This window comes from Amycolatopsis sp. PSD-21, assembly GCF_055561455.1.
Window position 1 is genome coordinate 7059911 of the sequence record NZ_CM145712.1, and the last position, 12029, is coordinate 7071939.

Genomic DNA, 12029 nt, shown 5'->3' on the forward strand with positions numbered 1-12029 from the left:
CGTACTGGAAGGCTTCAGGCCAGGGGGCGGACGAACCCCGCGATCCGGGGCGTGACGACGGCGGTGCCGTCGTCGATCATCTCGCGCATCCCCGCCAGCACCCGTTCGTCCGGCGAGCCGTGCACCTGGAAGTCCACCACCGTGCAGTGCGCCGACACGGCGTTGATGTGGTTCTCGGAAACCCGCCAGTGTTCGAGGACGGCGTCGGAATCGGCGTACATCTGGTAGCTGTAGGCCAGCATCCGCTCGGCGTCCACGAACGTCTGCACCATCACCTGCGGCGCGTTGCGCTCCACGAAGTCGATGGCGTCCCGGACGGCGGCGGTGAACTCCTCCAGATGGCCGTCGGTGATCCGCATGGTGTTCCGGAACAGGAGCATTTCGTCAGCTTCGAGAGTCATGGCCACATGGTCGGACCTCGACCCGGCTGGAGGTCAACGGGGCGTCCCGTGCGGTCCGTCACAGGGCGCCGGGGTCGTAAGCCAGCAGCTCCCAGGAGTGGCCGTCCGGGTCGTCGATCGCCCGGTTGTACAGCCAGCCCATGTCCTGTGCCGCGCGGGGCTCGGTGGCACCGGCGGCCAGGGCCGCTTCGGCGAGCCGGTCCACTTCTTCGCGGGATCCGGCGGCCAGCGCGTTGATCACCTCGATCGGGCCGTCCGATGTGGACCGCTTGGTGAACGTCGCGAACGTCTCGCGGGTCATCAGCTGCACCAGGATCGTTTCGGCGAACGCCACCTGGACGGAGGTGTCCCCGCTGAAATCGGGATTGACCGTTCCGCCCATCGCCAGGTAGACCTTCGTGCTCGCTTCCAGGTCGGTGACCGGCAGGTTGACGTAGATCTGGGTGATCGCCATGACAAGCCCTCCAGGATGTCTCGTGTGCCGGGCACTCCCGGCGTCACCACGAAACTACGGGCGGACCATGACGTCGGTCTTGTACAGAAGCGACAACATCTCGTCGCCGTCGGCCCGCCGCAGCCGGGAGGCCGTGCAGCCGGTGAACCGGCTCAGGGAGCGCGCCAGGTGTGGCTGGTCGTGGTACCCGGCCAGCTGCACGACCTCGATCGCGGGTATCCCCTGCCCCAGCAGCATCACGGCCTGCCGTGCCCGCTCGATCTGGCGGATCGCGCCCTGGGTCAGCCCCGTGGCCGCGGCCACCCGCCGCTGCACCGACCTCGGCGTGACCAACGTGGCCGCGTCGCCGCGAAGAACGTCGGTGACCAGCGGGTCACGCATCAGCAATCCGGCACGGACCAGCCGATCCACGAAGACGTCGGCGTTGTCGTAAGAGGGCGTTTCCCACTCCTCGCCCTGCAGGACGAACGAGCGAGCCGTGGTGTGCGGGCTCGTCACGGCGGTGTCGACCAGTTCCGGCACCGGCAGCGGCGCCAGGAACGCACCGTGCGAGAAGATGATCCCGACCGTTTCACCCTCGCCGGGTTCCAGGTCCAGCACCGTGGGACTCGTCTCGGGGCCGCGCACCGCCACATGCGTCTCGCCCCGGTCACGCCACACCACGAGCTCCCAGTTCGAGTTCGCGATGGACCGCATCCGCGCCGGCATCGCGACGGCCTCCGTCCCGGCCCGGTAAACCCGCTCCACGTACGGAGAATCGGACGGGCGCTGCTCGACGCCACCAGCCGGATCAAGGCTCACGGTCAAGAAACTAACACTCGGGCGAGGCCGGTGAAGCCCTTGTCCGGCCGCCTGACAATTCGCCGGGCCGCGTCGTCGGACTACCGGAACCACGGGGATCGCCGCCCCGAACCGGACGGTGAAAGGGAGAACACGATGACTTCACTCGATTCCGATGTCAGGGAATTCCTGGCGAGCCGGGTCGCCGCCGCCGAAGCGAAGGACATCGACCGGCTCATGTCCCACTATTCGCCCGGCATCGTCTACTACGACGCCGTTCCCCCGCTCCGGTTCACCGGAACCGACGAGGTCCGCGGCAACTTCCTGCGGTGGTTCGACGGCTACGAAGGGCCCATCGGCCTGCGGACGCACGAGTTGGTCGTCGCGGCGAGCGGCGACGTCGCGTTCGCGCACATGCTGCACCTCGATTCCGGGAAGCGCACGAACGGCCTGGAAACCTCGATCTGGGTGCGTTCGACCGTCGGTTGCCGCCGATCGGAGGGCGCGTGGCTGATCACGCACGAGCACATCTCGCTGCCGATCGACATGGAGACCCTGCAGGCCTGGTTCCCGCCGGAGACGTGAGCGGCGCCAGGCCGGATCGGGCGGGGCGGCACCTGTCCCGCCCGATCCCGACGCCGTGGTGGTCACCGCCGGATCAAGACGACGTCGAGCTCCAGCCGCACCTTGGCGCCGACCATGACGCCGGTCGCGGCGTTCCAGTTCACGCCCCAGTCCCCGCGGCTGATCGTGACGCCGCCCCGGAGGCCGACCCGCCGGTCGTTCTCGGCGCCGGTCAGCTCGAAGCCCACCGTCACCGGCTTGGTCACGCCGCGGATGGTCAGGTCACCGGCGACGTCGAAGCCGGTCTCTCCGACCTGGTCCACCGCGGTCGAGGTGAACGTGATGACCGGGTGGTCGCCGGTACCCAGGAACTTGGCGCTCAGTTGTTCGTCGCGTCGTTCGTTCCGGGTCTGGATGCTCTTCGCCTGGATCACGAGCCGTGCACTGGATTTCGACGGGTCGTCACCGTCCAGGCGCGCACTTCCTTCGAACAGGTCGAACCGGCCGCGCACCCTGGTGCCCATCGTGTGCCGGGCGACGAACCCGATCCGCGTGCCGGTGGTGTCGAGGACGTAGTCGCCGGTCAGCTCGCTCAACGTGGTCGTGGTCATGTCTGGTCGCTCCTCGCCGGGACGGTGTTCGGTTCGGTGGTACGACGAGGCACCCTCACCGGATGTGAGGAGGTTCCCGGAAGCGTCACAGTTCGTCGAAGGTCGTTCCGGCGCCGTGCTCGAACGCGGCGGCGAAATCCTGCTCTCCCAGCGCTTGCCGGGTGGCCGCCGTGATCCGCTCGACGTCGCTTCGTTCGGCAGAGGGCAGGGGTGCTCCCGCGGATCCTCGCAGCGCGGCGGCCATGCCGAGCAGGTGCGCGGCGTGGCCGTGGTGTCCCGCGAGGGCTTGCGCGCCGGCCAGGCCTTCCAGCGCGAGCGCGATCGCGCGGGGGTCCACTGTGGAGCGGGCGGCGCGGAAACCGTCCAGGTGCAGGGCGAGCGCTTGCGCGGCGTCGCCGCGTTGCTCGGCGATGAAGCCGAGCTCGGCGAGAATGAGCGCGACGCCGGCGTCGCCGTCCCAGCGGCGGCACCAGTCGAGCCAGTTCCGCAGATGCTTCTCCGCCGCGTCGAGCCTGCCCTGCCTTCGGGCACCGAGACCGAGACCGACCTCGGCGTACTGGATACCCCGATGGTGCGACTGCTCGATGGCGAGCCGCATCGACCGGTGATGCCAGTCGTCGGCGGCGGCGTAGTCACCCTCCAGCAGGGCGATCCTGCCGAGCCCGGACAGCTCCCACGCGGCTTCGGTCCGCAGGCCGAGCTCCTCGGCGGTGCGCAGCCCGTCGCGGTGCAACCGGGCCGCCGTGCCGTAGTCACCGACGACTTCGGCCAGCACGGCGAGCACCTGGCCGGCCTTGAGGCGGCCCCAGTGGTCACCGAGTTCGCCGAAGACGGCCAGGCTCTCCCCGCCGAGCCGTTCGGCCACGCCGAGGTCACCCCGGGCGAGCGCGAGTGCCGCCCGCGTGCTCGACACCGCCGCGATCCCCCACCGGTCCTCGGTGGCGCGGAAGGCCGACAGCGACCGGTCGGCCAAGTCCTCGCTGGTGGCCGGGGCGCCGAAACCCGCCTGCGCGAACCCGAGGAACCATTCCATTCTGGCCAGGGTGGCCGGGTCGTCGATGCCGTCGCACAGCCGTCGCAGCTCCTCGGGTGACGGCGCCGGTGTGCCGATGTCCCGGATCATCAGGGAGATTCCCGCGTGCCATACCCGAGCGATGGCCGAGGCGGCGCCACGGTCGACGTCGAGTCCCAGGACGAGTTCGAACGATCGGCGGGCTTCGCCGAGCCTGCCGCGGAGGAACCAGTACCAGCCCAGCGCGCCGACCAGCCGCAGGCCGAGCGCGACGTCGCCCTCGTCGACGACGGCGTCGAGCGCGCGGCGGAGGTTGGCGGTCTCGGCGTCCAGCGATGCCAGCCACCGTCGCTGCTGCCCGCCGCGCAAATGCGGTTCTGCCTGTTCGGCCAGCTCCGTGTAGTAGCGGCTGTGCCACCGCCGCATTCGCGCCGCCTCGCCGCTTTCGTCGAGGCGTTCCCGGCAATACGCCGCGATCGATTCGAGCAGCCGGTACCTGGCACCCGAAGGAGTGTCGACCACGACGACCAGCGACCGGTCGACCAACCTCGCCAGCAGGTCCAGGACGTCGTCCGGCCGCACGCCGTCTCCAGCGCACAAGGTTTCGGCGGCGGCGAGGGAACAGCTGTCGGCGTGGACGGCCAGGCGGCGCAACACGATCCGTTCCGCCTGGGTCAGCAGCTGCCAGCTCCAGTCGATCATCGCTTCGAGGGTGCGGTGGCGGGCCGGTCCGCGACGCCGTCCACCGGTCAGCAAGCGGAACCGGTCGTTCAGCCGGGTGGCGAGTTCCCGCACGTCCAGTGCCCGTACGCGAGTGGCGGCCAGCTCGATGGCGAGAGGGATGCCGTCGAGGTGACGGCAGACGGCGGCGACCGCGTCGGCGTTGCCCGCGTCCAGTTCGAAACCCGGCGCGGCGGCGGAGGCGCGCGCCACGAACAACTCGACCGCGCTGGATCGCCGCAGGACGGACGGCGGCGTGCCGGGTTCGGGTGGTTCCAGCGGCGGCACGGGCCAGACCTGCTCCCCCTCGACGGCCAGCGGTTCCCTGCTGGTGGCCAGGATGTGCAGCCCCGGCGCGGCCGCCAGCAGCCGTCCTGCCAGGTCGGCGACCGGCTCGATGACGTGCTCGCAGTTGTCGAGCACCAGCAGCGATCGCCGGGTGCGCAGCGACGACGTGAGCCGGTCGATCAGCGGAAGCCGCTCACCCGTGGGCAACGGACCCGCCGGGGTGTCGTCGCGGAGATCGAGGACCCTCGCCACCAGATCGACCACCGCGGTGCCCGGGTCGCCGTCGTCGGCCCGGTCCAGTGCGCTCAGTTCGACCAGCCAGGTGCCGTCCGGGAAGGTGGCGGCCAGCCGCCGGGCGGTCTCCACCGCCAGCCGGGTCTTGCCGACGCCACCCGGCCCGGTGAGGGTCACCAGCCGGCCCGTGTCGAGCATCGATCGCACTACCGGCAGGGCTTCCGCGCGGCCGATCAAGGGCGTCAGCGGAGCCGGCAGGTTCGTCCGAGGTCTCGCCGGGGTCGCCGCGGGGACCAAGGTGGGCGACTGCGCCAAGATCGCCTGGTGAAGCTCCGCCAGCTCAGGGCTGGGATCCACTCCGAGTTCCTCGGCCAGCCGCCGCCGCAGCGTGCGATAACCGGCCAGCGCCTCGCTCTGGCGGCCGGCGAGATAGAGCGCGCGCATCTGCGCCGCCCGTAACCGTTCCCGCAACGGGTGCGCCGTCACGAGGTCGCCCAGCTCGCTCGCCACCGCGGCGCCGTCACGATCGTCGGCGTCCAGCCTCGCCTCGGCCTGCTCCTCGATCGCGTACAGCCGCTGTTCCTCAAGACGTTGCGCGAGAGGGCCGGCGAAGTCGGTGTCCTCGAAGCCGGCGAAGGCGCGTCCCCGCCACAAACCCAGTGCCTCGGTCAGGACCGCCGCCCGGTCCGCCGGATCGCGGACGGTCCGCGCGCGGGCGAGCAGCGCCTGGAACCGGTGCATGTCCAGCGCGTCCTGGCCGGCGCGCAGCAGATACCCGGGACGGCGCGACACCACGAGATCCCGGCCACCCGGCTCGGCCTCCGCGAGCGCCCGCCGCAGCTGCCACACCCTGGTCTGCAGCGTGTTGGCGGGGTTGCCGGGAAGCGTGTCGCCCCACAGGTCCGCGATGAGCCGGTCGGCCGACACCAGGCGGCCCTCGTTGGCCAGCAGGTCGGCGAGCAGAGCGCGGACCTTCGATTCCCGGATCGTGACCGGTGTCCCGTCCGCCGTCCACACCTCGAGCGGACCGAGCACCCCGAAACGCACGTCACCACAGTAACCCCGCCGGACCTAGACCAGACCTTGACCGGATCCAGTGCGGCTCACCTCAGGGTGCGAATCGGAAGAACGAAGAAACAGAACGGAGTTTTCGTGAGTGAGCAAGATGCCCTCACCCCGGTGACGGTCGTCGGCCTCGGCGCCATGGGAAAGGCGCTCGCGGCGGCGTTGCTGAAGGCGGGCCACCGGACGACGGTGTGGAACCGGTCCGCCGCCAAAGCCGACACCCTCGTCGCCGACGGAGCCGTGCGAGCGGGCTCGATCACCGAAGCGATCACTGCCAGCCCGGTGGTCATCGTCTGCCTGCTCGACTACGGGGTCATGCACGAGGTGCTCGCCCCCGCCGCCGATGCCCTTTCCGGCCGCCTCTTGGTGAACCTCAGCAACGGGACCCCTGAGCAGGGCCGCGAGACCGCGGTCTGGGCTGCCGGGCACGGTGCCGAATACCTCGACGGCGGCATCATGGCCGTGCCGCCGATGATCGGCCACCCCGAGGCCCTCGTGCTCTACAGTGGCTCCAAACCCGCCTTCGACCAGCACGAAGGCCTGCTCGGCCGACTCGGCGGCAGCCGGTACCTCGGCACCGATGCCGGGCTGGCGGCGCTTTACGACCTCGCCCTGCTCAGCGCGATGTACGGACAGGCCGCGGGCGCCCGGCACGCGCTCGCCCTCGTCGGCACGGAGCGGGCCGACCTGCCGGAATTCGTTTCGTCACTGCTCATCCCCTGGCTCACCGCGATGACCATCGGACTGCCCGCGCTCGCCGAGCAGACCGACGCCGTCCGGGAAGCCGAGGACCCGGTGTCCCCGGAAAGCATGCAGGCGGTCGCCATCGCCAATATCGCCGAGGCCAGCGCCCGCCAGGGCGTCGACGGCGAACTGCTCTCCCACCTGCTCGTCCCGCTCCGTGACCTCATCGGCCACCGCGGCGCCGGGCACGATCTGCCGGGTCTGATCGAGCTGGCCAGGAAGGCGGCGCCGTGATGCCGGCGGGGAAATACGCGGGCAAGAAAGCCGTGGTCACCGGTGGGACACACGGTATGGGGCAGGCGGTCGTCAAGGCGCTGCTCGACGGCGGTGCGGAGGTCGTGCTGACCGGACGCGACGAGCGGAACATCGAAACGGCGCGGACCGGACTCGCGTCCCGCCCCGCCCACGTGGTCCGCTCCGACGCCACCAGCATGGCCGACATCGACGCCCTCGGCGCCTTCGTCGAGGAGAAGCTCGGCCGGGTCGACCTTCTGTTCGTCAATGTCGGCACCGCCAGGTTGGAACCCTTCGAGCAGGTGACCGAAGCGTCCTACGACGAGAGCTTCGCCACCAACACCAAGGGCGCCTTCTTCACCACGCAACGGCTGGCCCCGCTGATCCGTGACGGCGGTTCGATCGTGTTCACCACCTCGATCGCCGACGAGGGCGGCGCGCCCGCCATGACCGTCTACTCCGGAGCGAAAGCCGCGGTCAGGGCGTTCGCCAAAGGGATCGCGAGCGAGCTGCTGCCCAGGGGTATCCGGGTGAACACGCTCAGCCCCGGATTCATCGACACTCCGAGTATGGGCATCACCGGAGTGTCCGACCAGGACCGGGAAGGGTTCATGGCCGCGGGGGACGCGGCGACGCCCATGAAACGGCACGGAACGGTCGACGAGATCGCCGCGGCGGTGCTGTTCCTGGCCTTCGACGCGACCTTCACCACCGGCGCCCGATTGACCGTCGACGGCGGACTCGGGCAGGGCATCTCCGCCCCGCGGTGATCCACGGCGTGTGAAACCGGTGGCGCGGCCCGCCCGTGGGTTCCTATGGGCGGGCCGCGCCACCGGAGAAGTGTTTGTGTCCTTTGTGGAGGGTGGCGATCGTGTCGCCGGGCACGACGCCGTGACGACTTTCCCCGAAAAGCGAGAAACCACGCGTCCTCTCAGCCCTCTGAGCTGCGGCTTTCCGCCACACTGAGGATCAACCGCCTCCGCCGGGGAGCTGGGTCATGACCAGCGTCCGCCGAGACCGCTCCCTCTGGATTCAATGCGGCTGCACCGGCTTGGTCGCCCTCCGTGCGGCCTACACCTCCTACATCCACGGACGCCAATTCGCCCTTCGCCTCGGCGCCGACACGATGACCGCCTCTATCTGGCCGTTTATCGTCGATGGCCTTCTCGCTACCGTGATCGTCGAACTCTGGAAACCCCAGTCGCGACGGCTCCAACCGGTGCTCGGCCGTCGCCGCCTGCCCACCCCTTGCCCTGCTGGTGGACCATGCGCCCTCCGGGGGCGAGCAGGTCGAACGCGGCACGGCCCGCCTTCCCGCCGGCACCATCGAGGACCGCTGTCACCGGGCCGCCCACGATGGTCGCCCCGTCGGTCAGGGCCACGGTGGCGCGGACGTTGTGGGCCGACTGCGCGAGCAAAGGCCCGAGCCCCTCGCCGACCTTGTCGACGACTCCGGCCACCGCTTGCCCGGGAATCGCCGCGTCACCACGGTCCACGACGCACGCCTTCACGGCGATCCGGACCTGCCCTCGTCCCGGGCTGGGCTCGGGAAGCAGCTCATAGACCAGTTTTCCCGGCTTGTATTGCCGTATCGCGTGCATGTTTCTCCTGAGAACGGGCCCGTGCCGCCACATCGGCGTCGGAGCAGAAACCAAGACCGGTGCGCTTGAGGCACAGCAGACCGAGCAGACCGCCGTCGCCGTCCACCACGGCCAGCCTCCGCCGGCGGCCGCGCATCGCCAGCCACGTCGCGAGCAGATCGGCCTCGGGGCCGACCACCCGGCCGGTCAGCCGTCCCGCGCGCCACGCGGGCATCCCGCCGGGCAGGCCCGTGAGGTCCGGCCGTTCGACGACGCTCACCAGTACCGCGCCCGCGACGACCAGCGCCACGTGCACGTGGTCGTCGCGGAACAGTTCGCGTACCTGGGCGACGGTCGCCGTGTGATCGAGCAGCTTCGGCGCGCGGAGCATCGCCTCGGCCACGGTCGCGCCACCGAACCGGGTCACTCGGTGTCGTTCCATTCGGTGTCGGCGCGATCGGCCGCGGCGGTGCGTTCCCGGGCGATCTCCAGCGCCCTGCGAGCGGTTTCCTCGTCGGGGTACGGGCCGAGCAGGTCCACGCCACGCGACCGGCGGCCCCGTTCGACCTCACCGGTCCTCGTGTTGAAGTACCAGTCCTGCTCGGGTCCGGCTTCCTGGATCCAGTTCATCGATGCCTCTCAGCTGATTCAGGTGCCTGGCAGCCACGGCGGCTGCCAGGCGGGACAGCCCTCCACCAACGTGTCCGCCGCGGGCGGGCCCCACGTGCCGATCGCGTACGGTCGCGCGGGCGGCGGGTAGGCGAGGAGGGGTTGGAGGATGCGCCAGCTCTCGTCGACCGCGTCCTGCCAGGAGAACAGCCGGTCGTCGCCGTCCAGCGCGTCGGCGAGCAGGCGCTCGTAGGGCGAGCGTGGACTGCCGAGGTCTCGTTCGAAGGTCGTGTCCAGCCGGATCGGCCGCCATCGCCCTCGGTTGTCCAAACCGGACAGACTCAGCCGGAGGGCGGGGGTCGGCGAGACACGGAGCACGATCTGGTTGGCCTCGACCTGCGCCGCGTCGGGCAGGAATCGCAACCGGGGCGTGTGCCGCAGGAACAGCCGCACCTCCGTGGCACTGTCCGGCAGGCATTTGCCCGCTCGCAGGAAGACCGGCACGCCGGCCCAAGGCCAGCTGTCGATCCCCAGCTTCAGCGCGACGTAGGTTTCGGTGTCCGAACCCGGCGCCACGCCGGGCACGGCGTGGTATCCCTCGTACTGCCCGCGCACGGCGGTGTGGACGTCCACCGGCGGGATCGCCTTGAGCACCTCGAGTTTCTTCGCCCGCAGCTCTGCCACGCCAGATCCGATGGGGGCGTCCATCGCGATCAGCGCGAGCAGTTGCAGCAGGTGGTTCTGCACGACGTCTCGCAGTGCTCCGACCGAGTCGTAGAACCGGCCGCGTCCGGCGACGTCCAGCCGCTGCGCCATGGTGATGTGCACGGCCTCGACGCTCTCGCGATCCCACAGCCGGGCCATGCCGTGGTTCGCGAACCGCAGGTATTCGATCTCGATGACCGGTTCCTTGCCGAGGAAATGGTCCACCAGCAGGATCTGCCGGTCGTCCAGCACCTGACGGAGCCGTGCGCGCAGTTCCCGCGCCGAGGCCAGGTCGTCGCCGAACGGCTTCTCCAGTGCCACGCGCGCGTCGGCGAGGAGACTCCTGGCGGAAAGCCGTTCCACGACCGGCGCGAACAACGACGGCGGCAGCGCGAGGTAGTACAGCGGCCGCCGTACGTTCGCCAGTTCCCCGGCCAGTGCCTCGTACAGGTCCGGGTCGTTCGCGTCACCGCCCACGTACGTCAGGCGGCGCACCAGGCGCGCGAAGACCGTTTCGTCGAAAAATTCTCCGGATTTCTCGATCGCCTGCCGCGCCAGATCCCTCAGGTCCGAAGTGGACAACCCGCCGGAAGCGACACCTACCACGGGGCAGCGCAGCACTCCCCGACGTTCCAGCCGGTACAGCGCGGGTAACGTCATCTTCGCCGCGAGGTCGCCGGTGATCCCGAAGATCACGAGCGCTCCGGCCTTCCAGTCCCCCATCGCTTCAGTCCCGGCCGGCTGGAAGCGCGGGAGGGTCGGCCAGGAAACCGGCCGGTGGAACGAAGTACAGGCCGCCCGTGACCGCGGTGGACACGTCGAGGAGCTGGTCCGGTTGCTCGGCGAGGAACATCCTGGTGAGCATCCGCTCCGTCACTCCCGGGTCGGCGGCGTATCCGCAGAAGTAGGTGCCGTACTCGTCGCGGGCGATGGACCCGAACGGCATGTTGTCCCGAAGGATCTTGCGTTCGGTCCCGTCGGGGCCTTCGATCGTGGTGAGCGCGACGTGGGAATCGACGGCCTTCTCCGCGTCCGCGATCTCGACATCGTCGGCCAGATGCCTGCCCACCGCCCGGTCGCGTTCCTCGACCGGCTTGGCGGTCCACTTCGCCAGATCGTGCAGGTACTTCTGCACGATCAGATAGGAGCCGCCGGTGAAGCCAGGATCCTCGTCGGCGACGAGCGCGGCCACACCGGCGGCGTGGCCGACCGGGTTCTCCGTGCCGTCGACGTAGCCGAGCAGATCCCGGCGGTCGAAATAACGGAACCCGACCGTGTCGTCCTGGACCGAGACCGCGGTGTCGAGGCGGGCCACCACCCGGCGAGCAAGTTCGAAACACGGGTACAGCCGCGTCGCCCTGATGTGCAGGAAGAGGTCGCCGGGTGTGGATGGCGCCTGGTGCCTGGATCCGGACAGGGCGCGGAACGGATGGAGCAAGGCCGGGCGCTCACCGGTGAAGAGCCGGTCCCACGCCGCCGAGCCGATGCCCGCGACGCAGGTCAGATGTTCGTCCGGCAACGGGAACCCGACCGACCGGACCATCCCCGCCAGATCCGGTAACAGGTCGTGTACGGCCGCCTCTCCCCCTGCCCCGATCGTCAGGGTCAGGAAGAGCGCGCTTTCGGTCAGCGGCGCGAGAACGGGTTGGGCCAGGTCTTCCGGTGTGCTCACAGCAGTCCCGCGTCTTCGGGGGTCACTTCGCAGGTGCGCTCACGCTGCGTGGAATCGGAGACCTGGACCACCGTGCCGGTCCCGCAGCCGCGCCACGCGACCGCGACCCCTTGCGGCAGTTCGTAATCGGTGCCGATCGCACCACGGGACGCGGTTTCGGCCGGGCCGACGTGGTAGGTCCGGATGTTCCCGGTGCTTTCCCCGTCGACCTTCGTCACCTCGTAGACGAAGATCGCGACCCGCTGGCCGACGGCGGGGAAATCGGGAGGCCACGGATTGTCGAACAGCCCGCCCTGCGGCGTGCCGATGGTCTTGGCGGTGATCGTGCGCTGCTCGCTCATGAGACTTCCCAGGAT

14 protein-coding genes and 1 pseudogene are annotated in these 12029 nt (G+C 70.0%); 4 read left to right on the forward strand and 11 right to left on the reverse strand.

All coding sequences use genetic code 11. The annotated features are described in order from the left end of the window. Positions 1 to 14: 14 nt before the first annotated feature. From ACZ1DY_RS33045 to ACZ1DY_RS33055, 3 genes are read right to left on the reverse strand one after another with little or no spacing between them, the layout of a single operon-like run. The gene (locus ACZ1DY_RS33045) at positions 15 to 401 is read right to left on the reverse strand and encodes a hypothetical protein (protein WP_465481985.1); all 387 of its coding nucleotides are present in this window, start codon (positions 399 to 401) and stop codon (positions 15 to 17) included. 58 nt (positions 402 to 459) lie between these two features. Next, positions 460 to 855, reverse strand: a complete 396-nt coding sequence (locus ACZ1DY_RS33050; protein WP_465481986.1) for a VOC family protein — start codon at positions 853 to 855, stop codon at positions 460 to 462. A gap of 54 nt (positions 856 to 909) precedes the next feature. Beyond that, the gene (locus ACZ1DY_RS33055) at positions 910 to 1656 is read right to left on the reverse strand and encodes a helix-turn-helix domain-containing protein (protein ID WP_465481987.1); all 747 of its coding nucleotides are present in this window, start codon (positions 1654 to 1656) and stop codon (positions 910 to 912) included. 135 nt (positions 1657 to 1791) lie between these two features. Here ACZ1DY_RS33055 and ACZ1DY_RS33060 point away from each other — a divergent pair, with 135 nt between their 5' ends. Continuing rightward, positions 1792 to 2220, forward strand: a complete 429-nt coding sequence (locus tag ACZ1DY_RS33060; protein WP_257484993.1) for a YybH family protein — start codon at positions 1792 to 1794, stop codon at positions 2218 to 2220. Between the two features lie 62 nt (positions 2221 to 2282). Here the strand turns inward: ACZ1DY_RS33060 and ACZ1DY_RS33065 are convergent, their stop codons facing one another. Then, a complete protein-coding gene (locus tag ACZ1DY_RS33065) occupies positions 2283 to 2810 on the reverse strand; it encodes a YceI family protein (protein ID WP_465481988.1) in 528 nt (175 codons plus the stop codon). Positions 2811 to 2895: 85 nt separating this feature from the next. Next, the gene (locus ACZ1DY_RS33070) at positions 2896 to 6111 is read right to left on the reverse strand and encodes a BTAD domain-containing putative transcriptional regulator (protein WP_465481989.1); all 3216 of its coding nucleotides are present in this window, start codon (positions 6109 to 6111) and stop codon (positions 2896 to 2898) included. A gap of 105 nt (positions 6112 to 6216) precedes the next feature. Between ACZ1DY_RS33070 and ACZ1DY_RS33075 the strand changes: the two genes are divergently transcribed. The 3 genes and pseudogenes from ACZ1DY_RS33075 to ACZ1DY_RS33085 all read left to right on the forward strand — a co-directional run. Continuing rightward, on the forward strand, positions 6217 to 7107 hold the full coding sequence (locus ACZ1DY_RS33075) for an NAD(P)-binding domain-containing protein (RefSeq protein WP_465481990.1): 891 nt from the start codon (positions 6217 to 6219) through the stop codon (positions 7105 to 7107). Next, entirely contained in the window at positions 7107 to 7877 is a 771-nt protein-coding gene (locus ACZ1DY_RS33080) for an SDR family oxidoreductase (RefSeq protein ID WP_465481991.1), read from the forward strand. The genes ACZ1DY_RS33075 and ACZ1DY_RS33080 overlap by 1 nt, the downstream gene beginning before the upstream one ends. Before the next feature lie 227 nt (positions 7878 to 8104). Beyond that, positions 8105 to 8224 (forward strand): annotated as a pseudogene (locus tag ACZ1DY_RS33085) (DUF2637 domain-containing protein); the annotation flags it as partial. 52 nt (positions 8225 to 8276) lie between these two features. Here the strand turns inward: ACZ1DY_RS33085 and ACZ1DY_RS33090 are convergent. The 6 genes from ACZ1DY_RS33090 to ACZ1DY_RS33115 are packed head-to-tail and all read right to left on the reverse strand — an operon-like array spanning position 8277 to position 12014. Then, a complete protein-coding gene (locus ACZ1DY_RS33090; RefSeq protein ID WP_465485837.1) occupies positions 8277 to 8708 on the reverse strand; it encodes a hypothetical protein in 432 nt (143 codons plus the stop codon). Next, on the reverse strand, positions 8665 to 9114 hold the full coding sequence (locus ACZ1DY_RS33095; RefSeq protein WP_465481992.1) for a hypothetical protein: 450 nt from the start codon (positions 9112 to 9114) through the stop codon (positions 8665 to 8667). The genes ACZ1DY_RS33090 and ACZ1DY_RS33095 overlap by 44 nt, the downstream gene beginning before the upstream one ends. Then, entirely contained in the window at positions 9111 to 9317 is a 207-nt protein-coding gene (locus ACZ1DY_RS33100) for a hypothetical protein (RefSeq protein WP_465481993.1), read from the reverse strand. The genes ACZ1DY_RS33095 and ACZ1DY_RS33100 overlap by 4 nt, the downstream gene beginning before the upstream one ends. Positions 9318 to 9335: 18 nt before the next feature. Beyond that, positions 9336 to 10724 (reverse strand): glucose-6-phosphate dehydrogenase, encoded by a 1389-nt coding sequence (locus ACZ1DY_RS33105; protein WP_465481994.1) that lies wholly within the window; start codon positions 10722 to 10724, stop codon positions 9336 to 9338. Positions 10725 to 10728: 4 nt separating this feature from the next. Further along, a complete protein-coding gene (locus ACZ1DY_RS33110) occupies positions 10729 to 11673 on the reverse strand; it encodes a Dyp-type peroxidase (RefSeq protein ID WP_465481995.1) in 945 nt (314 codons plus the stop codon). Continuing rightward, complete coding sequence (locus tag ACZ1DY_RS33115; protein WP_257484984.1) at positions 11670 to 12014, reverse strand: hypothetical protein; 345 nt, start codon at positions 12012 to 12014, stop codon at positions 11670 to 11672. Before ACZ1DY_RS33115 ends, ACZ1DY_RS33110 begins: the two co-directional genes overlap by 4 nt. Positions 12015 to 12029: the final 15 nt, after the last annotated feature.